This window comes from Luteolibacter sp. AS25 (genome assembly GCF_046736275.1).
Taxonomy (GTDB): domain Bacteria; phylum Verrucomicrobiota; class Verrucomicrobiia; order Verrucomicrobiales; family Akkermansiaceae; genus Luteolibacter.
Map to the genome: position 1 here is coordinate 2,621,843 of NZ_CP151837.1, position 24,587 is coordinate 2,646,429.

18 protein-coding genes and 1 pseudogene are annotated in these 24,587 nt (G+C 52.9%); 11 read left to right on the top strand and 8 right to left on the bottom strand.

Annotated elements, in window-relative coordinates:
- The first annotated feature begins 77 nt into the window (after positions 1–77).
- The 5 genes from AAGA79_RS12115 to AAGA79_RS12135 all read left to right on the top strand — a co-directional run bounded on the left by AAGA79_RS12115 (position 78) and on the right by AAGA79_RS12135 (position 4,674).
- Positions 78–2,321 carry a YHYH protein gene (locus tag AAGA79_RS12115; RefSeq protein WP_411826067.1) on the top strand — a complete coding sequence of 748 codons (2,244 nt, stop codon included), beginning with the start codon at positions 78–80 and terminating at the stop codon, positions 2,319–2,321.
- A gap of 102 nt (positions 2,322–2,423) precedes the next feature.
- Complete coding sequence (locus AAGA79_RS12120) at positions 2,424–2,825, top strand: hypothetical protein (protein WP_411826068.1); 402 nt, start codon at positions 2,424–2,426, stop codon at positions 2,823–2,825.
- 26 nt (positions 2,826–2,851) lie between these two features.
- The gene (locus tag AAGA79_RS12125; protein ID WP_411826069.1) at positions 2,852–3,172 is read left to right on the top strand and encodes a hypothetical protein; all 321 of its coding nucleotides are present in this window, start codon (positions 2,852–2,854) and stop codon (positions 3,170–3,172) included.
- Positions 3,144–4,160 carry an NAD(P)-dependent oxidoreductase gene (locus tag AAGA79_RS12130; protein ID WP_411826070.1) on the top strand — a complete coding sequence of 339 codons (1,017 nt, stop codon included), beginning with the start codon at positions 3,144–3,146 and terminating at the stop codon, positions 4,158–4,160. The genes AAGA79_RS12125 and AAGA79_RS12130 overlap by 29 nt, the downstream gene beginning before the upstream one ends.
- Positions 4,161–4,170: 10 nt before the next feature.
- Positions 4,171–4,674, top strand: coding sequence for a gluconokinase (locus AAGA79_RS12135; RefSeq protein ID WP_411826071.1), 504 nt, complete (start codon positions 4,171–4,173; stop codon positions 4,672–4,674).
- Here the strand turns inward: AAGA79_RS12135 and AAGA79_RS12140 are convergent.
- Positions 4,659–5,513, bottom strand: coding sequence for an MOSC domain-containing protein (locus tag AAGA79_RS12140; RefSeq protein ID WP_411826072.1), 855 nt, complete (start codon positions 5,511–5,513; stop codon positions 4,659–4,661). The genes AAGA79_RS12135 and AAGA79_RS12140 overlap by 16 nt on opposite strands.
- A gap of 263 nt (positions 5,514–5,776) precedes the next feature.
- On the opposite strand from AAGA79_RS12140, the gene rpsB reads away from it, so the two are divergent.
- The 6 genes from rpsB (at position 5,777) to AAGA79_RS12170 (ending at position 12,992) form a co-directional block, all read left to right on the top strand.
- Positions 5,777–6,460 carry a 30S ribosomal protein S2 gene (rpsB, locus tag AAGA79_RS12145; protein ID WP_411826073.1) on the top strand — a complete coding sequence of 228 codons (684 nt, stop codon included), beginning with the start codon at positions 5,777–5,779 and terminating at the stop codon, positions 6,458–6,460.
- Positions 6,461–6,507: 47 nt separating this feature from the next.
- Positions 6,508–7,374 (top strand): translation elongation factor Ts, encoded by an 867-nt coding sequence (gene tsf / locus AAGA79_RS12150; RefSeq protein WP_411826074.1) that lies wholly within the window; start codon positions 6,508–6,510, stop codon positions 7,372–7,374.
- Positions 7,375–7,472: 98 nt separating this feature from the next.
- The gene (gene rpsU / locus AAGA79_RS12155; RefSeq protein WP_411826075.1) at positions 7,473–7,712 is read left to right on the top strand and encodes a 30S ribosomal protein S21; all 240 of its coding nucleotides are present in this window, start codon (positions 7,473–7,475) and stop codon (positions 7,710–7,712) included.
- A gap of 150 nt (positions 7,713–7,862) precedes the next feature.
- Positions 7,863–10,562, top strand: coding sequence for a PD-(D/E)XK nuclease family protein (locus tag AAGA79_RS12160; RefSeq protein WP_411826076.1), 2,700 nt, complete (start codon positions 7,863–7,865; stop codon positions 10,560–10,562).
- Between the two features lie 75 nt (positions 10,563–10,637).
- Positions 10,638–11,657, top strand: coding sequence for a YHYH protein (locus AAGA79_RS12165; RefSeq protein ID WP_411826077.1), 1,020 nt, complete (start codon positions 10,638–10,640; stop codon positions 11,655–11,657).
- Positions 11,658–12,095: 438 nt separating this feature from the next.
- Positions 12,096–12,992 (top strand): hypothetical protein, encoded by an 897-nt coding sequence (locus AAGA79_RS12170; protein WP_411826078.1) that lies wholly within the window; start codon positions 12,096–12,098, stop codon positions 12,990–12,992.
- Positions 12,993–13,306: 314 nt separating this feature from the next.
- Here AAGA79_RS12170 and AAGA79_RS12175 read toward each other — a convergent pair whose 3' ends face one another.
- The 7 genes and pseudogenes from AAGA79_RS12175 to AAGA79_RS12205 form a co-directional block, all read right to left on the bottom strand.
- The gene (locus AAGA79_RS12175) at positions 13,307–14,839 is read right to left on the bottom strand and encodes an MFS transporter (RefSeq protein WP_411826079.1); all 1,533 of its coding nucleotides are present in this window, start codon (positions 14,837–14,839) and stop codon (positions 13,307–13,309) included.
- 327 nt (positions 14,840–15,166) lie between these two features.
- Positions 15,167–16,936 (bottom strand): alpha-L-fucosidase, encoded by a 1,770-nt coding sequence (locus AAGA79_RS12180; RefSeq protein WP_411826080.1) that lies wholly within the window; start codon positions 16,934–16,936, stop codon positions 15,167–15,169.
- Between the two features lie 464 nt (positions 16,937–17,400).
- Positions 17,401–18,822: pseudogene (gene tnpC / locus AAGA79_RS12185) on the bottom strand (IS66 family transposase).
- A gap of 148 nt (positions 18,823–18,970) precedes the next feature.
- On the bottom strand, positions 18,971–19,324 hold the full coding sequence (tnpB, locus tag AAGA79_RS12190; protein ID WP_411826081.1) for an IS66 family insertion sequence element accessory protein TnpB: 354 nt from the start codon (positions 19,322–19,324) through the stop codon (positions 18,971–18,973).
- Positions 19,325–19,330: 6 nt separating this feature from the next.
- Positions 19,331–19,705, bottom strand: coding sequence for an IS66 family insertion sequence element accessory protein TnpA (tnpA, locus tag AAGA79_RS12195; protein ID WP_411826082.1), 375 nt, complete (start codon positions 19,703–19,705; stop codon positions 19,331–19,333).
- Positions 19,706–20,317: 612 nt separating this feature from the next.
- Entirely contained in the window at positions 20,318–21,004 is a 687-nt protein-coding gene (locus AAGA79_RS12200) for a hypothetical protein (protein ID WP_411826083.1), read from the bottom strand.
- A 30-nt stretch (positions 21,005–21,034) separates the two neighbouring features.
- Positions 21,035–24,505, bottom strand: a complete 3,471-nt coding sequence (locus AAGA79_RS12205; RefSeq protein ID WP_411826084.1) for a hypothetical protein — start codon at positions 24,503–24,505, stop codon at positions 21,035–21,037.
- Positions 24,506–24,587: the final 82 nt, after the last annotated feature.

Here is a 24,587-nt window from a genome sequence, read left to right on the forward strand (position 1 = left end):
CAACCGCACCTCCGGTGCGACCTACAAATAGTGCGACCTTCATCCAATCTTCATGTAGAGTATGCTACCGTTGTTCCATGAAATACAGATTTGTCATCCCTCTGTTCGCCGGCTTTTCCGTCCTATCGGCGAATGCCCACGAAATCTCCAGCAGCGCGGATCACCATCACGACAATAGCTCGGAGGGCGCAGAAAAGATCGCCAAGCAAGCGACACCACCGTCCCAGGCGGAGTATTTCGGGAAATTCTCACCGCGGGTAAACCTCCGCTGGGACGACTCGTTTCTATACATAGAAAGCAATGGCCTGCCACAGCATGATATGATGACAGGCATCACAGCGTGGCAGCAGCAGGTTCCGCTACCCCAGGACTACACTGGCGAAAATGCATGGCGCATCCCACTCCTCCCGGTACCTGCTGCCGAACCACGCACGGTCAAAAACGAGTTTCTTCGCGGAGCAATCGCCATCGCAGTGAACGGAATTCCCATTTTCAATCCACAAAACAACCGCGGAGAACTTTCCCAGGAAATTGGAGAACTCGATCAATGGGGCGGCCATTGCGGGCGGGCGGACGATTACCACTATCACGCAGCACCACTACACTTGGAGGAAGCGGTCGGAAAAGGAAATCCCATCGCCTACGCCCTCGACGGCTACCCCATCCTCGGCCTTGCCGAACCGGATGGCTCCAAGCCTGAAGGACTCGATGAATTCAACGGTCACACGACAGAGATCGGCTATCACTATCACTCCTCCGAGGAATATCCCTACGTGAACGGTGGATTCCACGGCGAAGTCACAGAAATAGATGGCCAGGTAGATCCACAGCCCCGCGCCCAAGTAATTCGTGAAGCCGGAGAGCCTTTGCCTGGAGCGGAAATCACCGACTTCGAATCCACCGCCGAAAACGCCTACAAGGTGAGCTACAAGGTGGAAGACGAAAAACGCACCATCGCCTACTCGGTCAATCCCGACGGCTCCTACACCTTTGAATTCAAAAACGGAGAATCCGAGGCCACCAAGGAAACCTACACACCACAGGCTCAGGGTTCCCCACCAAGAAACGGCAACGAAAAAGCCCCACAGGAACGTCCTTCCGAGCCCGACTCGGAATTCGGCCCCGACGCGCTAAAGAAACCCAACGACACATTCATCCTAACCAGTCCGGAAGTAGAAAACGGAGGCGACCTGCCAGTGGACTTCACCGGCGACGGCAGCGGAGCCACCCTCCCACTCTCATGGAAAGGCGTCCCTGAAGGCACCAAGTCCTTCGCCCTCGTCATGGATCATCTCACTCCGGACAATACCATGAAGCATTATTGGACGTTGTGGGATATCCCCACAACGGTCACAGAATTACCTAAAAACGTGACAGACATCGGAACAATCGGCACGGGCTTCAACGGCCACGTAGGCTATGAACCACCACATTCGAAAGGCCCCGGCGCGAAGACCTACGTCCTCACTGTTTATGCCCTGAGCGAACCACTTGAAATATCCCAGGCACCCGCCGAGGTCGACCGCGATGTATTGCTCTCAGCAATGAAAGGCAAAGTCCTTGCCAGTTCTTCGCTCGACGTCGTCTACACCCGCAACGGTGAAGAAGCAGGAACCCCACCTCCGGCCGGCGATCGTTCCGGACCGCCGACATCCATTCAAGAGCAACCAAATTCCGACAAACCAGCCAAAGGCACCGGCCGCCCCGATGACGGAGGCCTGATCAAACCGCAAACGTCCGATACCATCACGGTCAGTGCATACGCCGACAACTGGTTCATGCTCTATATCAATGGAAAATTGGTAGCAGTTGATCCCATCGACTTCATGCCACATAACGTGGTCACCCTCGATATCCTCCCGGAATACCCTATGAACATTGCCATCATGGCAAAAGACAACGCCGATCCTAAAAGCGGCTTGGAATACGGGGATCGCATCGGAGACGCAGGCTTCATCATCCGCTTCGCAGATGGCACAGTTTCCGATGCCAGCTGGAAGGCCAAAAGCTTTTTCACCGGCCCACTCGATGGCATTGTGGAAAATCCTCGGGTTGAAACCACTCCCATTCCAGAAGATTGGTTTTCCGAAAACTTCGATGACAGCAGCTGGGCGAATGCTACCGAATACAGCGAAGAACGCGTAGACCCGAAGGAGGTTTTCAATCGTGAAGACTTCGAGAACGCCAAGTTCATCTGGACTGAAAGCCTGGACCTCGACAACACCGTTATTTTCCGCACCCGCGTCGAAAAAGCAGATTGGAAACCACGCTGGAATACCAAACCCGATCTCACCACCCCGACTACGAAACTTGAACCGTAGGAAACCGACCCCACCATTCCCCGTTTTTCCGATAGGTTAATCAGCCAATTCTCTGGGATTTCTGAACTCGCCGGATCCACCGGAAACGGTTATAACTGTGATATGAAAAAGCCCAGAGCACTTTTCCAGATCATCACTTATTCAGCTGCTGTTCTCATGGCGGTTTCCTGCGAAAAATCCGAGGTACCCGCAAAGGAAATTCCTGAGCCGACCCAGGAAGCTGAGGCGGAAATTTCCATCGCACCACCAGTCGCGAATGACGAGGCGCAGCGCAAACTCGAGGCAATGCCTTACTATACCGAGGAAAATATCGCCACAGCCAACGCCGTCATCGAAAAGCTCACCCCGGAAACCCGTGGGAACATCCTCGAATTCATGCGTGAAGGTAAAAAGATCGAAGCCGTGAAGCTTGCCAGAGAAGCACAGAAAACCAGTCTAGCGGTTTCCAAACTCGCAGTCGAAATGCTCTCCATAGCAGCCGAAGTCGATCCAGGTCTGCAATAGTCGTAAGATCCTGAATCACCCGGCCAATGGACAAGCCTTCCAGAAAATCGAAGCTCCTCCCGGCCTGGAAAATTATCCTCCCGGCTCTGCTCATCGCGATTTCCTCCGCCATGGGTGCCGCAGCAACATGGTCCGCCCTTGTCGGATGGCTACCCACTGAAGAAGTCTCCATCCGGATCACAGACAGTGAAAGCCCCAGCACTATCAACCGCCAGGTCTCAATCCCTGACCGCACCATTGGATCACTCGAAGCATCAAAGGTAAAAGCCGCCAATTCCAAACGCTCTACTTCCTTCCAAAACTCCAAATTTTCAGCACATGCCCAAGCAAACAATTTTTGTAAGTGAAATCTCCTATGCCAAAGGAAAAGAGGTTTTCACCCGCCTTTCCGGAACCACCGATTTTATTTTCACTCCGGTGGCGGAGGATGAGCCCACGCTCTCTGATCTGATTAAAAAGCAAAACGTCCGCGGGTTTATCGCAGATATTTATCCTTACACCGGAGCTCTCTATTCAGCGCTCCCCGCAGGTGCGGCTATCTCGCGTTTCGGTGTGGGCCACGATTCCATCGATAAGGACAAGGCCACCGCCGCCGGCATTCACGTAGCCAATACCCCCGGAGTTCTCAACACCTCCGTTGCAGAGCACGCAATGTGGCTGCTCGGCTCACTTGCCCGAAACGTGGCATCTCTGGACCGCTCCATGCGCTCGGAAAAATGGGAACCTAAACGCGGAATCGAAGTCCATGGTAAAACCCTCGCCATTCTTGGCTTTGGCCGCATTGCCCAGGATATTTGCAGGAAAGCCCACCACGGATTCGGGATGAACGTCATCGGCTTCGACCAATTCGATCAGGACACTTTCTGTAAATTTGCGAAGGTTGAAACCTTCGAGGAATTTCAAAGGGAAGTCCCTGTCCAGCGTATCACCACCGACCTCGAAGACGCTGTGGCCAACGCCGACTTTGTCCTAATGATGATGGCCGTCACCCCGGAGACCGTAGGCATGGCAAATGCCGAACTATTCTCGAAGATGAGAAATGACGCATATTTCCTCAATACCGCCCGTGGTGCTCTCGTAAACGAAGATGATCTCTTCGATGCCCTCACCAATGGCATTATCGCTGGAGCGGCCCTCGATGTTTTCATGCACGAGCCATACGTCCCTCAGTCTCCGGAAAAGGACCTTCGTACTCTCGGCAACATCGTCATCACGCCCCATGTTGCCTCAAACACAGCCGAAACCAACGCCGCGATGGCGGAAGCTTCCGCTAAAAATATCATGACCATCCTCAGCGAAGGCCCGGACGCCTGCCCGAACATCGTCAACCGCTAAGCGAATAGCCATGACACCCAACGTATTCATCCTCATGGGCGTTTCTGCCACCGGGAAAACCACCCTCGGAAACGCCCTCGCGGAATCCACCCACGGAAAATTTCTTGATGGGGATGACTTCCACCCGGAAGCCAACCGTAAAAAAATGGCTTCCGGCATACCACTCAGCGATCAGGACCGACAGCCTTGGCTGGAAATCCTCGCGGAACTTATCGCATCCCATTCCACAGACCCAACACCCACCTTCATCGCCTGCTCCGCTCTGAAGGAAACCTACAGGAAAACTCTTCGCTCGAAATATCCAGCACTCGGCTTCCTGCATCTCACAGCACCCGGAAAAATCCTCCTTGAGCGCATTACCTGCCGCTATGAATCCGGCCAGCACTTCATGCCACCTTCCCTTCTGGCGTCACAACTGGAAATCCTGGAAATCCCAGATTACGCATTGGAAATGAACGTTACGCAGCCGATTTCAGAATTGGTCGTAAAATTCACGGATCACTTCTGCAGATAGACCTCGTCTCCGACGGTAACTACCCCACGCTCCAGGATGTTCCCGTAAATCCCAAGATTCTGTTCCGCCTCCTTCACAATCGTTCGGAGCATTGAAGTATCCTTCGCTATTCCCTTCTGCGCACGGGTAACAGCCCCACAGCGAACCGCCGTCCCCGTGCAGTCTATTGGTAGACCGGCAATTTTCAGCTGACTACCTATCCATTCCTGTTCAAGCAACCCCTCCTCCCCCGGATACGTTTCAATCACAATATTCGGCCGGAAACGTCTCACATCCCAATCCGATCCTGGCAGCAATCCGGTCATTCTCTTCATCGTCGCAGTCGTGATGATATGAAAAGGACTCACCAAAAAAAATGAACCCGGAACCGTCACAAAATCCTGCGCCTGCTTCGGGAATTCAGTGAAGTCCGGCAATGGCTCGTCTTCCTCGCGTGTAAAAGTTTCCTTAAGCTCCTCCAACCAATCCCGTGGTCCCGATTTATACCGTTTTAGAAACGCCGGATCCTTTGCCGCATCCAGGCACTCCAGCGTTGACTCGTTCCGGACCAACTCTGTTAAACGCTCGTTGATCAAATCGCTATCGCTCCCGAGAATACTCCCATCAGGGAACTCGATATCCACCGCGGAGCCTTCCCCCGCCCGAGTGCGAACAGTGCAGCCCAGTAACTCTGGCCTGAACTTACAGCTTTGTATCTCCTGCCTCACAGTATCCCTCACCGCCCACACACGGTCACCCTCCAGACCTTCCGGTCCGAAATAGCAGGACTCAAGCCGTTCCCCCGCCATCCCCTTCACCGGATACCGCCAAATCTCCTTAATTTTCCCGACAATTTTCATACGACACAATTGATCCCGGAAACTTACATCCCGGATGCATGAATGCCAAACCCAGCATTCCGGATGCCACCCGAAAACGACTTCAACAGCCCTAAAATTCAATAAACTACTACGAAAATGCTTGCCACAGACCGCTAATACAAGTATCTCCCCCGCCCCTCTTAGCCACCTCAAAAGCAACGAAGTTTCCAAGGGACACGAAAGTGGCAGAACTTCAAAATCGCCCGATCTGATTCAAGACGGGACAAAAATACATACATATTATGGTAAACGAACTTATCTCAGAAATGGTGGACGCCGGCGTTCATTACGGTCACCAAACTAAAAAGTGGAACCCACGCATGAAGCCTTTCCTCATGAAGGACAAAGGCGGCATCTACATCATCAATCTTGAGAAAACCGTCCAGCAGCTCGATAAAGCAGCTGACTTCCTTGCAGACCTTGTCTCCAAGAACAAACAAATCCTTTTCGTCGGCTGCAAACGCCAGGCACAAGACGCAATCCGCGAAGCTGCAGAAGCTACCGGCCAACATTACGTCAACCACCGCTGGCTCGGCGGCATGCTCACCAACGCGACAACAGTTCGCAAATCCGTTGAGCGCCTTCAATACCTCGAGAACATCGAGAAACAGCCTGAGTTCAAGGCAATGTCCAAGAAAGAGCTCTCCGCTCTTGGCCGTGAGCGTGAAAAACTTCTGCGTAACCTTCGTGGTGTTCGCAATCTTGAGAAAAAGCCCGACGCTATCGTTATCGTAGACTCCGCTCGCGAAACTATCGCAGTTGCTGAAGCTCATCGCCTCAACATCCCTATCGTCGCCATCGTCGATACCAATGCTGACCCAGCTCGTGTTGATTACCCGATCCCGGGCAACGACGACGCTATCCGCTCCATCCGCATCATCCTCCAGAACCTGGTCGATGGCATGGTGACAGCCAGCAAGAAGTAATTTCTCGATAACCTCACACGTTTAACCAGCAAACAATTCTCCAAAGAATGATCACCGCATCAATCGTTAAAGAACTCCGCGACAAGACAAACGCCGGCATGATGGACTGCAAAAAAGTCCTCACCGAGACCAATGGCGACATCGAAGCATCCATCAAGCTCCTCCGTGAGCGTGGTATTGCAAAAGCAGGCGCAAAATCAGACCGCGCTGCCAACGAAGGCATCATCACAGCACGCGTCAACGACGCAGCTGACTTCGGCTTCCTCATGGAAGTAAACTGCGAAACTGACTTCGTTTCCAAAAACGACAACTTCCAGGCATTCGTTTCCGAAGTTGCAGACGTCGTCGCAGCATCCGATGCAGCCGACCTCGAAGCGGCACTCGCAGTTCCTCACACGGAAAGCAACGTAGGCGACTACGTGAAAACCAAAGTTCTCGAACTTGGTGAAAATATCCAACTTCGTAAATTCGAGCGCTTCAACGCAGCCCCTGGTGGCGTAGTTGCCACCTACATCCACCTCGGTGGCAAAGTAGGCGTCCTCCTCGAAGTAGGAACCACCAAAGAAGAGACCAAGTCCTCCCCTGATTTCCAGGAACTCATCAAGGACCTGACACTCCACATCGCAGCTTGCGCACCGAAAGGCCTTTCCCGCGACGATATCCCACAAGCCATCGTTGATGGGGAAATGGACATCTTCCGCGTCCGCCTTCTCGAGCAAGGCAAGCCGGAGAACATCATCGGCAACATCCTCAAAGGCCAAATCGGCAAATTCTTCGCGGAATCCTGCTTCCTTGAGCAAGGCTTCGTTAAGGACCCGGATGTCACCATCTCACAGCTTCTCGAACAGAAGAGCAAAGCACTCGGTGATACCCTCACCGTAACTCGTTTCGTCCGTTTCGGCCTCGGCGAGTAATTCACCGCACGGTTTACAGCTTGACTCAAAAAATCAGCCAAGCTATAAGCCGCGCCCCAAACAAAGATTTAAAGATAACAAACACAAAGATTATTAGTATGCGTGGAGTAAACGTAAAAAAAGGAGAGCCAGTCGATCGCGCCCTCAAACGCCTCAAAACAAAACTCGATTCAGAGGGAATTCTTGAGGAAATGCGCCGCCGCCGTTCCTTCGAAACACCTACAGATCGCAAGGTCCGTAAACTTCGTACCGCTTCCAAGCGTAACAAAGTAAGATGGCGTTTCAGCATGGCTGCACCAGCCGTCGATCAAGAGACTGTCGACCTTACAAACGGTTAATCCAGGCAATCGGTATTTAAGCCGATTACTTGTACCTTTCAAAAAGCGAGCACCCCAACGGGTTGCTCGCTTTTTCGTTTTACTAGGTCCCTCCCATATCTTCTCACAATGCTCATTGAACTCTGAGCCATCGGATTTGATAGTTGCCTCATGCTTCAGCGCCATTTCCTCGGCTATCAAACCCCATTCCTCCCAAGCCTCGTCTCCTACCTGCTGGAGCGCCGGGATACCCTGCCGGAAACCCTGGTCATTACCCCCACTTCCCAAAGCTCGCGTATCCTCCGCGAGGAACTCGCGGCCTCCGCCACTGCTATCCTAGCCCCTGCGGTTTCGACTCCCGGTTCCTTACTGCACCTGAATGATCCGTCCATTGCCCCAAAATGGCTGGAAAAAATCGCTTGGATCGAAACCCTCGAATCCATATCCACGGAGGAGTGGGAAAATTACTCCGATCTACTTCCGAATCCTCCTGATCCTACCGAAGCGGAAACCGATTGGGCCACATCCCTCGCCACCGAGATCACCGGCCTGAGAGCCACACTCCAGGATCATCTTCACAACCTCTTCTCAGCGTCCAAATTTCTCGCAAACACCCCAGAGGAAGGTCGCTGGAATGCCCTCGCGAACTTGGAAACCATTGCTGAACGGATTCTCGGGAGTTGGACATACCAGTCCCGCTCCACCGCGCTCCGAACAAACTTTTCCCTGCCCGAAAATTTTACCCGGATAATTCTCGCAGGTATTACTGAAATGCCACCATGCCTTGCCCAGGCACTGGAGAAATTCAATGGTGAGCTAACCGTCCTCATCGCCGCCCCCGAATCTGAACAGGAAAACTTTTCTCCCCTGGGAATCCCCCTTCAAAACTGGCAGGAACGTCAGCTCCCAAACCAAGTGGTCTCGCAGGTAGCCGCGGATCCTGATCAGCAAGCCGCCTTTGCCATCGCGGCCATAGCCATGTCGGGAGCCCCCTCGAACCAAATAACTTTGGGCTCCGCAGACGACCACACGGGCGCGGCTTTGATCCGTGCACTTTCAGCCAAGGGCTGGACCGCATTCCATCCCGCCGCCCAACAGCCTATACCCGCACTAGCACGCTGGCTACGTGCCTGGAAAAATTGGCTCACCGCACCGACTTCCAAGCACTTGGCTACGCTACTGACTCTTCCTGAGATCACGCCCCTCATCGATGGAAAGCGCGCACAGGCTCTCCTCGCCTTCAATCAGCTACGAGACAAGCACGCAACCCTCGGCCCAATTCCACTTTCGGAAAGCGCCCCACCGGAGACTTCCTCGGTGATAAACACACTCCTTGCGCTTCGCACAAAATTTCTATCCACGGATTTCAAATCAGCCATCACCACGCACCTCGATTCACTCAAGCTCCAAGGTGAATCGTCGGAGAATCAGCTAACCCATATTTTCGAGTTTCTCGAAACAGCCTCCGCAGTGCTCGGAAAGGTCAGACGAAGTCATAGTTTCTGGCTCTCCATCCTCATCGCCGAGCTTCCCACACCTTCCGCCCAGCCCCCACAGAATCGCTCGATCGATATTCAGGGATGGTTGGAGCTCCTCTTCGAGCCCGGTCCACATCTCGTCATTTGCGGCATGAATGAGGGCTTTATACCTTCCCGCTCCGGCGGCGAGCCCTGGCTTTCCGAAAACATCCGCAAGGCCCTCGGTCTTAACACGGATCAAAACCGCCACGCGCGCGATGCCTATCTCCTTCACTCCATGATAGAAATGCGCCGCAAAAATGGCAGCGTAAATCTCATCTGCGGGAAAACCGGTCCAGGCGGAGAAACCTACCTACCCTCGCGCTTACTGCTCAAAGTTCCGCGCGAAGAACTCGTGCCCACGGTTAGCAATCTGTTCCGCGAAATCGAACCCCCGGAAGCAAGTCTCACCTGGGAATCAAATTGGAAGTGGAATACCCCCAAACTCCCGCCGCTCGAACGAATCAGTGTCACTGCACTTCCCACCTACCTGGCCTGCCCCTTCCGCTTCTACCTGAAGCACATCGTGAAAATGTCCGTCCCGGAACCGGACCGGAGCGAAATGAATTCGCGCGACTTCGGCTCCACCACACACGATGTCCTTGAGGCATGGGGAAACGATCCTTTGGCCCGCACATTGGAGTCCACAGAAAAGCTCACGAAGTCACTCCATACTGCTCTTGAGAAAATTCTCCTCGCCAGATTCGGCAAGAACCCGCCACTCGCAATCCGCATTCAGGCGGAATCCATCCGCAATCGTCTGGCATGGTTCGCGATTGAGCAGGCACAGATCATCTCTGAAGGATGGGAAATTCTCCATGTGGAGCGAAAAATCTCCATTCCATCCGGAAATATCATCATTTCCGGAAAAATCGACAGAATCGATCGCCATCGGGAAACAGGACAAATCCGTGTCATCGACTACAAAACTGGCAAAGTCGAAAACATCGAAAGCGTGCACCGCCAGAAAATAACCGGTAGCACAAAAATCCCGGCGCATTTGGAGGGCAATGAGCCGCCGTTCCTTTCCACCACGGACGCAAAAGGAAAACCGGCCACCTATTTCTGGAAAAATCTCCAACTTCCCTTGTACGCTCTTGCTGAATCACGTGAAAGCGATGCACTCCCCATTCCGGCCTACATCAACGTCGGGAAAACCCGCGACAATGTGAAGCTCACCACATGGGACAATTTCGAGCACGATGACCTCGCCTCCGCTGAAGCCTGCGTTCACTGGATTTCGGAATCAGTCGCCGCATCAAACTTCTGGCCGCCCGCCGAGAAAGTTAAATACGACGATTTCGCGCCACTTTCCCAAAAGCGCCCGCTGGCGGAAGCTTTCGAGAAGCCCTGAAATAAAATCCAGTTTACGTGGGCCATTCTGTTGTTTCAGGGGTTCGTAAAACCGAACCAATCCACACACGATAAAATGACTACACGGATACTCTCATACTGCTCGATCAGCCTTGCACTGATCACCGCTGCCGGTGCGCAGACGCCAGATGGACAAGGCGGCCCACCACCCAACCGGAACCACACCGAAAATACAGCAAGACCTCTCGATCTTGTCCCTGCGGATCAGCAACCACCGACCGACAATAAGGTCACCATCACGATAGAAGGCGACAAACGCATCATTCACTCCAACGCGATCCCCGAGCACCTTATCGGAAAATTCCCCAACGCGGAAAACCCGAACACCATCGCCGAGCAGAGCAACGAGATCAAACTGCCGCTCAACCCGAAAGCCAACAAGGAATCCGTTCCTGCCCGCCCGGTAGCGGGAATCTTTTTGAACGGTGTTTTCATCGAGTCCGGCACCGGCGAATTCTGGTCGGGAGAAGGCTCAAAACCCTGGAACTATGAAGCATTGGGAAATGCAGTTGGGTTCGGTCTCGATGAAAATTACGCCCACGTCCAACCCGGCGGAAAGTATCATTACCACGGGAAACCTACCGCGTTTCTCAAACAGATGGATGTCACCGAAGACAAGCACTCTCCTCTGGTAGGCTGGGCATTTGATGGGTTCCCCATCTACGCGCTATATGGCTACGCCGATCCCGAGGACCCTGCGTCCGAAATAGTGGAAATGACATCCAGCTACCGCCTCAGGGAAGGCACACGCCCATCTCCTCCGGAAGGACCGGGTGGGACATACGATGGAGCATTCTCAGATGATTATGAATATGTGGAAGGCAGCGGCACTTTGGACGAATGCAACGGCCGTTTTACGAAAACTCCGGATTTTCCGGATGGCACCTATGCCTACTTCCTCTCCAATGAATACCCGGTAATCCTCCGGAACTTCCGTGGCACTTCAGCCATGGGCGGCCCCGGTGGTGCAGGCCCTGGTGGCCCGGGAGGACCTCCCGGTTCACAACAGGGACGCCCACCGGGCCAACCTCCCCACCAGCATGGCGATGAAGAGGGACACACCCACGAACACTAATCTCCCAGTATAGCTTGATAGCCGGTTCACCCTTGAAAGGGCGGACCGGCTTTTATTTTGGCTCTAAATCCCCCCAGGGGCCCAAAAACCTTGCCAAACAAGGATCCAACCCTAAGTTCCCTCGCGAGTAGGCATCTCCCGATCTCCGATGTCAGCATCCGGCACCCTTTTTCTCCAAACATCCGTTTTTCCATTCGAAACTCGGATCTTTAGGGCGCGCCAGGAATCACAGGACTTACCTACTCACGGACGGCGGCGCAAATCGTCGGCTCCTGGTCCCTACGAGACTCTTTCCGCAACAGTTGCGGGAGCTCGATCCAGCACCGAAAAGCTGGCGACCAGACGCCGTGTCGATTGCACGCAGGTCTCTTCCTGCAACGCCGGGGAACACAACCCGCCGCGCCGGGCCGTCCGCAACAAACCGACCCATGCGAAAACATGTCAACTGATACACAAAACTCCCAATCATCGGGAAACAATCGTCGCCGCCGCTCACGCGGAGGGCAAAACCGCCGCTCAAATAACTCAAACTCGGAACGCCAGCCGTCCGAAGGCCGCCAATCAGGCGGTGGTCGACGCTCCGGTGGCCGCCAAAGCTCCGGCAAGTCCTTCAAACGTCCTATGCCGAAGCCGATCGAGCTTACCTGGTGGCAGAAGCTCCTGAAGGCAGTAGGACTCTACAAAGAGCCTACCCGTCCGCCGCGCCCGGAGCGTAGACCGGACAAGGCCGAGAAGAAAACCCGCGAACCACGCAAGTCGAAGACACGTGACGTCCGTTCCGACTCCTCCTCCGGAGAAAATTCCGAGCGCCCTCCACGCAAAAACACCCGTGGTGGTGGCCGCGACTCCAAACGCCCTCGCGGTGGAGATCCATCCACAGTGGAAAACCGCCGTGTCTACGTTGGTAATCTTTCCTACGACACCACAGAGAGCGATCTGGAAGAGCTCTTCAAAGGCGTGGGCGCTGTCCGCCGCGTCGAGATTGTCTACAACCGCAGCACACACCGCTCCAAAGGCTACGGATTCATCGAAATGCTCGATGTGGATGAAGCCAAGCGCACGGTAGAGGTTCTCCATGACCAATTCTTCATGGGCCGCCAGCTCACTGTCTCCGGTGCCAAGTCCAAGGATCACGCCGACGCCGAGCGGGACGATGAGAAGAACATCGCCCAGAACAACACTGTGCCACCACTTGCGCCAATCAACCCCAACCAGGAAGCTGCACCGGCACCTCCTGTAGAAGCAGTGGAGGAACCAGAGGCACAAATTGATGCGATGGAAACACCATCCACCGTCCCTACAGAAGAGTTCTCCCCTGAGGAAAACAAAGCCTAACCGCTACTCTTCTCAAACAATCATCAAAGGCTCTCCGGCAACGGAGGGCCTTTTTTTGTCTACCTCTACGTCCACGTCCTTTCGCTGAAGATAGAGACCTTTCCTTTGATAGACCTCTAGGGCTCCCTCCCTGACGCTGTCAGCCTCCGCCCCGTCATACCTAAAGGTATCTAGACCCGTTATGGTATCCTGTTTCCAGTGATAGCCCTCCCTGCCCCCCGATACGATCAGGAAAGGAGCAGCAATGGGTATACGAAAAAGCGGCCATGCGAGAGATTCGCATGGCCGCTTCATGAATCGGAATCAGTCAGGTATCAGACAGTGTAGCCTTCACCTTCAATAATAGCAGCTTTCGCAGGCTTCTTCTTATGGCGTGAAGCGACGAAGCCGTAGATGGCGATGATTACAAAGCAAAGCACCACGAGGTAGAATGAGCCGCGGGTTGCGGTAGTTCCCATGAACCTATCAAAGTCGAGCACCTGGCCCTGGAAGCGGGTCATGAACACACCACCGACGATTGCGAAGATGAGACCGGCGGAACCGAGTTTCGCATCTTCACCCACACCGTCCAGCGCGAGGCCGTAGATCGTAGGGAACATGAGAGACATACATGCGGAAACCAATACCAGGGAATAGAGACCGGTAAGGCCCTGTAGGTAAATCGCTCCGAGAGTGAAGGCGATTGCGCCGGCACTGAGGACCAGGAGGAGTTTACTTGGTGAGATGTATTTCAGGAAGAATGTGCAGATGAAACGGCTGCAGAGGAAGATCACCATCGCCATGATGTTGAAGTTCTGTGCGGTCGCCTTATCGATACCAAGTTCATTTTCCGCGTATTGAATGATGAACGTCCAACACATGATCTGTGCACCAACGTAGAATGTTTGGGCAATTACACCTCCCACATACATCGGGTTGCTGAAAAGACGTTTCACGGTATTTCCGAAATTCAGGCTCTCATCATCAGCACCGCCTTTGCCGGTATTTGGCATTTTGGTAACGAAGAAAACGATCAGAACTACAATGATGATACAGCCGATGGCAGTATAAGGGAGAGCCACAAGTTTCAAATCGCTTTGCTGAAGCTCACGATGGGTTTTGCCTTGGAAGCTTTCGATTTCTCCAGCCTTGAAATCCTCGAGTGCGGTTGAATCGCCTGCAAGTTCCTCTTCGCTGAGCCCTGCAATATACGCTTGCACATTCTCGTCATTCACGCGTTCACGCGGCTTGGACTGAAGAAAGGATGGAATGTTCAATTCACTCGCAGCAACCTCTTCCTGTTTAATCTCGGAGGAGTAGCCGTTGACGTCATTCTTGAAGTCTTCCACCTGGATAGAGGAAAGAATAACAGTTCCAGCCACGAACATTCCTGTCAGGGAACCGATCGGGTTGAAGGCTTGGGCGAGGTTGAGACGGCGTGTCGCGGTTTCCTCAGGTCCCATCGACAGAATATACGGGTTGGCGGTGGTCTCTAGAAACGCCAGACCAAAGGTGAGGACGTATAGAGCAATGATGAACAGGTTGAAGTTCGCACCCGCAGCTGCTGGAATGGAGAGCAAAGCACCGATCGCGTAGAGCACCAGGCCGACGAGAATACCGGACTTGTAGGAGAATCTCCGGATGAAAATCGCTGCCGGGATCGCCATCGTCGCATAACCTCCGTAGAAAGCCATTTGCACCCATGTGCTCTGGGCATTGTTGATTACGAAAACGTCTTTGAAGACCGCTACCAGCGGGTTCGTCACGTCATTGGCGAATCCCCATAGAGCAAACAAGCTAGTTACGAGAATGAAGGGGACCAAGAACTGGCTTGGGACGACTGGGGTTTTATCTGTTTTATTACTCATCCTTAGATTTTTTGAATGCCTCTTGAGGATTTTAGGAACGTAAATAAAACGCCTGCATATCCGGTGGAGTTCCGAGACATTAAAGGGAACGGTCATTTTTGAGCAACATCATTCTATAAGCATTGAGGCCCCTCTCTGTGGGATTTGCCGGTAGCACATATTCCAGAAATTGCTGTATTCCCGCCATTTCCCAAGACAGGCCGGATATTACTCCAATAAAAAAGTTGAGACCCCGTGGAATGGGATCTCAACTGGCTCCGCGATGCGGAAACGAATGGATTGGATATGACTCCAATCCGCCCGTTCTATAGATACTTCGTATCGAGCTTACGGGATACGCTCAAAGGAGATTCCTGCGAGACCGGCGGTCTTTCTTTCACCTTCGATACATGATGCGCTGACGGTGTATTTCCCTGCTTTCGGGAAATTCAACCAGCCGATCGGGAATGAGGCATAGTTGTGGGAAGAATTCTGCTCGTTCTGGATAGCTTCACCACCCTCGATTTCCACCTTCCATACGAGGCGACCTTCGCCTGCATATCTCAGCTCCACCTGGTAGTCGCCCGGCTCAAGAACTTCGATTTCCCATGATGCCTTGTCGCCATCTTTCCAATCGGTGATCTGGTAAACGTGCTTCCATTCACCGAATTTTTCCATCCAGCGGTTGCCTACTTTCTTGGCACCTTTTGCCTCGGCAAATTTCGCGTAGATGCTGGTGACGTGGTCCGGATCGAGCCCGAATGTTTTGTCGGCTTCAGGAGTTCCCGCCAGTTCCACTTCAATCACGGAGACAAGCTTATCGGGAGCTGCCACCGGCACGGAGAATTGGGTCCAACCGTTCACAGCCTCGAACGCCACTTCTTCATCGGATCCTAGGATTTTCGCGGATTTGATTTCAGTTTTCAGCCCCGGCAGGTACAGGGAGCCGCTGGTTGGCCAATCGAAAACACAAAGGAACATTTTGTTTTCCTTCACGGTAACATCTCCCCACGGGAGTGAGCGACCCCATGGCGAAGCATCGGTGCCATAGACAACCTGCGGGTATGTTTTGATCCATTCGCCGGCACCACGGAGACCATCCGCGGCACGTTCAGGAATGGAGCCATCTCCCTTGAGGCCCACATTTAGCATGTAGGTTCCACCACGGGCTACTGTGGCAATCACACGGCTGAGGATGGTTTTCGGAGTTTTGTAGTTCTCGTCATACCAGGCATACGCCCATGAATCATTTGTGGTGTCTACAGTCTCCCACAGACCTTCGACATTCTCGATGGGCACTTCCATGTCACCGAGGGACTGGTAATCACCTAGTCCATGGCCGGCACGCCCGGAAATGAAGGCATTCGGCTGATTTTTATAAACAACGTCGCAGAGCTCCTCCACGTATTTTTTCTCCATTCCACCGGGAGTATCGAACCAGACAATCTCGATCGGGCCGTATTCCGTGGTGATCTCCTTGACCTGCGGGAGGCATTTTTCGGTAAAATAATCACCGAAGTCCTTCGTGTTACCTTCGGCATCTTTTTCAGGGCCACCGTTGCCACCCGGATAAGTCCAGTCCTGGTTGTGCGAGTAGTAGAAACCGAAACCGATTCCGATTTCCTTACAGGCAGCCGCGAGCTCCTTCATCGGATCACGATTGAAAGGTGTGGCATCCACGATGTTGAAATCATTGGATTTGGAATCATACATCGCGAAGCCGTCGTGATGCTTGCTGGTAATGATGATGTATTTCATTCCCGCGTCTTTCGCCAGCTGGGCAATCGCCTTGGCATCAAATTTGACCGGGTTGAAGTCATTGGCGATTTTTTTGTATTTTTCGGGAGCAATTCCAGCCATGCGTGGATTCATGATCCACTCGCCAATTCCATAATAAGTTTTCCCGTCCACCTTGTTCGCCAGATGGGAATAGAGTCCCCAGTGGATAAACATCGCGTAGTTTCCATCAGCGAATAGTTCGCCGCGCTTTGCGTCTTCAGGACGAAGTTTTACAACATTTTCGCCCCACATCTTATCCATTTCCTGGGAGTAGGAAGGAGTAATTAGAGCCAGGGCGCCAACCGCTGCCCACAGCGTTGTAGTAAGGTTTTTATACATTTTTTCTTGGTTTATCTTTGGATGAGAAAGTCTACGGAAATTCCCCCGACAGGGAATACATCAAACAGGGGATGGAGCTTTCATTCCTTTATTTGTCCGCAGGAAGAAACCTGCGCTCTATTTCAAGTCGAGTCACCGAAAAACTCAAATCAAAAGGAGGATATCGACTGCTCTCGTCAGTAGAAACAAGCCTCGTCTGCCCCAGAGAACAAATCCTCTAGATCCACGATCATCCGTAGGAGGTCATGCGCATGCAGATCACTCTCAACGAAATCGGAAACCTGTAACCCCTGTCCTCCCATACGGTGCCGTCGCTTCTATCTAGCAGCTCTTAGAAGCACTGGCTGTCGTGTCGGCTAGCATGGCTGGTCGGTTAGCTGCGAATAAGCTTGGTCTTCGCAGCGCAGTAAGCGCCCAACAGAACACCACTTGTAGAGGTGCCAGAGATCTGGCATTTATGGTGGTTACGCTATTTTTTCGCCAGCACCACGTTGCAGCCCTATCCAAGTCGCTGGTAGCAGTGCATCAATCTCCTCACCACTGGGACTCGGATGGCGCATGAGTTTCTCAAGCACCCTTTCGAGGTAGCGATAGGGATCTGCCCTATGGGCACGCACCTGCTCAACAAGTGTGTAGATCACCGCACTGCGCCAGCCGGTGTCCTTGCCGCCCACAAACATCCAGTTCTTATGGCCCAGCTTGGTCGGGCGGATGGCGTTCTCCACGGTGTTGTTATCCAACTCGATCTGGCCGTGCTCAAAACATGCCTCCAAGTGCGGCCACTGGTCATGGGCGTAATGGAGTGCCTTGCCCAAGGAGCTTCTTGGTGTGATACGGCGGCGTACAATGAGGTATTTGGTGAGTCCGATGAGATGGCGGTATCGGCGTAACGACCATCGTCGCCGTGCCCGCCTTCGCAATTCGGGCCCGGCCCCCCGATTCCTCAACCGGGCTTCGAGTTTATAGAGTCTGGCGATTTGATAGAGCACCCACGCGCTGATGCGGGGTTGGTCTTCTTTAGCCTCCACGAACTTGCGGCGGATGTGCGCTAGGCAACTGACGGGCCGGATCCTGAGTTCGGGATGCTTTGCTATGAAGGCACGATACGCGCTGTAACCATCGCTTTGTAAATGACCCCCAAATGAGCCCTCCGTGTTTTGAACATCGAAAAGCACGCCGTGGTTGGGATGATGATAGGTCAAGAGGTAGCCTTGTGCGGTCTTGCCTTTGCCTGGCTCCAGACAACGGATCGGAGTTTCATCGACCTTCAGATAGTTCCCTGAGCGCATCTACTCTTTGAGGCGCTGATGAAGTGGTAGCACCATTTCGGCGATTTGGTTGTGCCACGAGCACATCAGGTCGCGGCGAAGCTCTATGCCATGGGTGACGCGCAGCCGCCATTCCAAGCGGTAAAACGGCTGGTGATAACAAAACTTCTCAGCCAGCAGCATCGCACCGAGTGATGGGGTAAGCACGCTACCTGGCAACAGGCAGGGTCCGAGCTGCGGGGTGACGGGTGCACCATCCAGATCCCCACGCTTTACGTGAGTCTGGCGGCGGATGACTTCGCGGGTGAAGCTCTGCGGGTTGACGTGCAGACGTTCGCTAACTTCTTCGCCAATCAGGCGATAGTCCCCGGGATTGGCGAGCACCTCCGGGGCAACCACCACCCGCTCGATGGCGGGCAGATCCTTGAGCGAGTCAGCGAGCTTGCCCGTGCGCTTGGCGCGGGGCTTGCGGACCGTGGTTTCAGCCTCCGGTTCTTGGCCGCCGGGATCGGCGGCGTTGGGCTTTTTTCCCTCGTCGTCCTGCAAGAGCAACATTAGCTGGTTGGCATCCAGTTGCTCGCTCTTGGTGCCGTAGAGGCGCTTGAGCAGTTCGCTGATGGTCGCCTCTTCTGCTGCTTGAGTTCAGCTCGAAGTGTTCCCACTTCTGCTGTCAGATCTTCTACCTGTTGCCCGGAAGTTTTGATGCCTGCCTAGCAAGCAAAATGCATGCCCAGGAGCTGGTGAAATGTTGCGCGTTTGCACTTTTTTATCCATGTTCATACCACGGTCTTTGCAAGCCACCGCGCAAATCAATGCCATCGGTCAGCATCGCCAGTGCGGGGGGGGTGAGTGTGATCTTTTCGCGCCCGCCCTCAATGTCCTGCGGCCAGCTGAAAGTACCCTTTTCGAGTCGCTTGGCGACCACCCAGTAGCCGGTGCCATCAAAGTAAAGGATCTTGATCAGGTTTCGCCGCCGGTTGATGAACAGGAAAGCCGCCCCGCAGCTCGGATCCATGCCGATGGTGTTGCGAGCCTCTGCGGCAAGACCATTGAAGGACTTGCGCATGTCACAGGGTTTGAGGGCGACATACACCTTGAGATTGCCGTTGAAGCTGAGCATGACTGATCAGCGGATGGCGTTGAGCAAATCGGTGAGCAGGCCGAGTTGATCCGACGAGGAAACGTGAACGATCACACCGCCGGGCAATTCGACTTTGAGCGGCGCATCCGCCAGACTGCCTCCGATCTCGGCAAGGATAAAGCGCTGGCCAATACCTTCATCCGCTTTGCCATCACTGCTGGCTGAGTATTGCCTTGCCTTGGCTACCCACGAGGCAAACGTGGGGTACTTGACTCCGCAGTGCTGCGCGAAGGCCGCCGCGCTCATATTGCTCTGATGATAGGCTGCAACCACCTCGTCCTTGTAGGCCTTGCTGTAACGGGTGCGACCAGCACGGTCGCTCTTGATAATGCTTGTAAAGGTTTCTTGAGTAGATGCCATAGGTCGCAAACCTATGGCATCTCTGCTGCGATTGAATAGTGGGGTTCTGTTGGGCGCTTACCTTCCTAGTCCGCGAATGGCCAAAGCACCGCCCCACCTTAGCCAAGAACTTCCCCGGGCACGCGTGGAGATAAAGCCTCGCCAAGTATTTCACAGATTCGACCATCGCTGACCTCCGCCGGCTTGGAGTCTATCGGGCAAGCACCACATTCATCTGGGCTTCTTCCGGACACTATCGTCCAGGTTCCCCTACGCGATATACTACCTAGACAAGGACGACATTCTGCAGATCGTCTCTACGGTCACAAATTCCATCCAAGAGAACCTCACCGAACGGTAGAAGTGTTAGTTAGCGGTGGGCTGACCCGAATGACAGATTACTTCCGTTCACGAGCGTCTTGCGGCGCTTTAAAATAGTGCATCTTGGCAGCCCTTTCGGCGAGAACACCCGAACACAACGCGAACGTAATAATGCGACGAGAAGGGCGAGGAAGGCTAGCGGAACGATATGATTACGAACCGCCTGACGAACGTCTTCTTCATATCCGACAAATTCGTAAGCTCTGTCGGACTGTTAGCAGACTAGCCCCCAACCAAGGCGTTGTAATCTCATCATTCCTTAGCCACCGGTATCGGATCCTGAATTGTGGTAACGTAGTAATCCGGTTGATTCTTCCCCTCCGGCATAAAGACAAAAAACACTTTTCTACGATTCGTATAATTCCTGAACACCTTCGTAAGAAAGCGATAATTCTCTGACTTGTCCGGATTCATCTGCCACAGCGTGACATTATAGTCTTTGCCATCAGAAGAAGCATTCTTTGTAACCAGTGTCTTTCCCGGTTTCACTATGACCTTGGCCCGTCCCAGCATACCATAAACTACTTTGGGACTGAGGTTGATGAACAATGTGTCGCCTTTGCCAAACTCTGAATTACTTGCGTTAAAGGCCGTGAACCTTATAGGCATTGTCTTATTGCTTGAATCCCGAAAGGCCAGAACGAGCACCTTCTGCCAACCGGCAGGAATGTTCACCTTTGGAGGATTCTTCGGCATATCTTTCCCTTCCTCAGGCACGGAAGAAAGAAAGAACAGGGTCTGTTGCCCAGGACCAATATCATAAGCCTGCGTAAAATTGTACGCAGGCAATTCCACTTCTACCGCACCCTTCTTCTCCTCAAACATGAACACCTTCTCCGGGGCATCTGCAGGCTTGTGAAAGTACATGAATTGAACCGTCCTCGCGGCGCTACAGAAATTGGCTACAAGGAGGAAAATGATAAATGATGTGAATTTCATGGGTTTGTATATTTAGTTTCCTATTAATCTTCAAACTTCATCCGGAGAGAGCCAACGGAACGAGATGATTTCAAACTTACGGCCAAAAGTCTTGTTTGCACTCGTTAGGTCATTGAAGCCTGCAGTAGCCTCGTCGGTTGAATCTACATAGTCCGCTTTCCTCTGCACCACGGCTTCACACCAGCTGCGGGCACTAACAGCACCCGATTCGTTTCTAGCTTCTCCGTAAGCGCGAATCGTGAACGTATCGTCACGTGCAGACATGATCGGAGCAAGGGGGCGTAGGATGTCTGCCTGCCTGATCCAGCCTGGTGTTCCATAGGCCACGGATGATCCTTCGGCAGCTTCTGGAAAGACAGCGGAACTCCCTGCCACCGATAATTCGGGAAAATTACCCTTGATGTCACTGAAAGGATTTTCATCGCCAGACATATTGGACAAGCTCGTCAGTGCAGCCTCGATGGCTCCAGCCACTGCAAGATCCGTGTCACTGCTCAACTGCCGATTCACAAACTCGGACAAAGAGAGAAACGGACCGCGAAGCTTGATTTGATCAACAATTGCCTCTGCTAGGGCTTCGATTTGCACATCAGTCAAAGTTGGGTGGGCTGCGATCGCATTCCCTCCAGCACTACCTGTGTCCGGGTCTCCCGCAATCGTTGTTCTGCTGACAGGGCTATCGGAAGAGGCCACCGAAGTGATCTCCCACCCGTCATCCTCGCCTCCGCTATCCACGGAAAGCTGTGGGACCTCTGCTCCACGCTGATGCTTGAGCAATGCGGTCCAAGCCTGAATCGATGTCGAATTGATATTGAACATACCATCCACCTCCAGCTTTGAAGCAACATTGCGCCACGCATCCGCATCGGCTAGAAGGGTCGTGGCAGCGGTAGATGCCTCAGTCTCGGAAAGGGGCACGGCGGGCTTATATTGGCTGTTCCTAAGCGGCTGGCTACCGGTCAAATGAGCCGCATACACATCCTCGATCTCTGAATATGGCTCAACGGAGGGAGAGTAAGGGTCGAAATCCTGGCAGATTGATGAAACGAACCAATCGTCGAAGAAAAGGTGGTTCCCCACATAGCTATGGTCATAGCCCGTCCCCTCGGCAACTACTCTCGTGACCTGTTCCGGCTCGATATCTGGGGTGGCACTGCTATTCCCGATGGCGTTTGCAACCCGCGGTGCAATCAGGTTGTTGTATCCTGCATCGAAGTGTTGTAATTCGCATAGGGAAAGTAGCGGCTGGGTCGGCAGCTCTGCGATCGCCCACCTCGGAATTCCGGTGGAGCGGTAGGACGGCCCAACATAACCAGCGTGATCGTCTCCGTCTGCGGCCCCATCGTTAGATTCCGGGCTACCCGGTCCGTCCCAGGTGGTGGTAGGTACGAACGACCATTCGTAAGGACTTTGATAGAAACTGGTATCTCCAGCCAATCCCTTGGTTTGCAGAATTGGCTTCGTGTTTATATAACCTTTCGTTTTAAAGTTAGACTCAGATAACATTCTAAGGGAGAAAATGACGTTAAGAAATGGAACCGGCTCAATATTCGCCTCAGCCAATGTCGTGCCAGCGCCGATGAGTGACGGGAGAGGCATAACACTTTCAGCCTCCGCTCTTGTTGATGACATTTCCAACAACATATTAGGATTGGCACTCTCGTTCTTTTTCCCTTCGTTCGGGAATTGCCTGATCCGCGTCGCTACTTTGTCGTCTACGATATTGTATTCGTATGTCGCGCTATACTTACTTGTTCCGGCCCAGCCAATATTTACGATATTACTAGTTGATCCATCGGTGATACGATATCCAGGATATAGCTTCTTTATCGCCAAATTAGCGGATGAGCCGACAAAACCACCTTCGTTTGTGCCGTAGATCCGAGACTCTCCCGGCTTCCATGTTTGATTACCTGTAGTTTTCGGCAGTATAAAGAGACGATTAAATGCTTGTGTATTATTATAGAAACTATCCCCCATGACACTTGCTAAATTCACCTCGTCTTCCCTAGTAGCACCTGCATTATCGAGTTTTATTGTAAGATTGATCGGGAAATATGAAAGATCACCGGCAGTCTCATAAAGTGGTGCGTGTATTTCCGGCCCTAGATTATCCGATATACTCGTACTGGCATTATATGGATTTTCAATCGCGACGTTATAGGGATTCCACATGGTCACTGTCGATTTGAATGCGAGGTTGGGAGCAAACCTAGCCGTAGCCTTGAACTTCTGGGCTGCGTAACCAAGTGTCCAATGTATTCTCGCCAAGACAGGGTCAATGGTAATTGCGTCACTCCCCACGTGGGTATAAGTATCGAAGTATGGCATATTTGAGGTGCTGTTCGTCTTCACTCGCTTGTAAAGCGCTGCGAAATCGGCAAGCGCATTCCAGCTCATGGACTCACCGTCACTGGTTGCCCATGGATAAATGGAACCATCACCTGTAGTACTATTCATTTTCAAAGAAGCGGACTTCTCAACACCTGGCTCAAGCGTGAAGACATTCCCCGGGGAAAAGGTTGAGACTACAGGAATGCCTTCATCCGAGAGATCATACCATTTTTCAGCCATCAAGGTGAGATCCCTCCGCCAACCGCCGTTCGCCGTGTTAGTCAGCAATCCTCGTGAGTAGGCTGTAATGTCGTGAAAGTAGACTCCAGCCCTTTTAGAATCAAGAGGCTGGGCAAGATTCAAAGAATCTCTACTGACAGCTTTCGCCAGTTCAGAATCGTCTGTAATGCCAATATCCTCAGTATCCGGTCTTCCATTTGAGGCAAGCCTGTCGCTCCAGCCTTTATTGTCATCGGGATCGACTGGTTTTTCTTTCATCAGAGCTTTCTGGTTTTCTCCTTGAATCCACCAAGCGTAAGCGCCATCATCGCCTACCTCTGTGGGGATAAGGTGGACCTCATTGTCAGTCCCGGCCCCTAAGGTACCTTCGGAGAGTAAAGCCACCTTGCCCGCTCCTGTTCCTTTTTCCACGTCCGGAGGAGTGCTCGCATTGTTCTCCGCCTCATTGCCGGAAATCAACCAACCCAAAAATCGACCATCTTCCGATGAAGAAATTTCAAGATCACCATCGTCGAGTTTGGAGCCGTAGTCAGGATCAATCGGCAGTCCCGTAGATTTATTGTGATCATTTCCTTCCCAAGATCTCCATACTCCGGTCACAGGACCGGAGGAATCTCCGCCGCCATCCGCCACTGCATCAGCCGGAGCGGTTACCCGTGTATCCGGTCCGGCGAGTTCCTGAAGACGACCGAGGGCCATGATCATCGCTGTTCTAGCGTTCGCGCGGGCTGTAGCTAGGGATTCCCCGTGGCTTGATGTCCTCATGGTAATCGTGCTTAAGGAAAGCATACCGAGCGCAAGAATTGTCAGCAAAACCATGAGTGCGAGAGTCACGACGAGGGCAAAGCCTCCCGAGGGTTTCCTGCCTGTTTTAAGATGCATCCGGATATACCGGGTGGCTGAACTGACTTTTGAGTGGGTTTTCATAAGATCGATCGCTAAATATGACACTACTTTGTAATTACAGTCAAAATAATTTTTCCCGTTCACTTACGGAATAGCCGTCAAA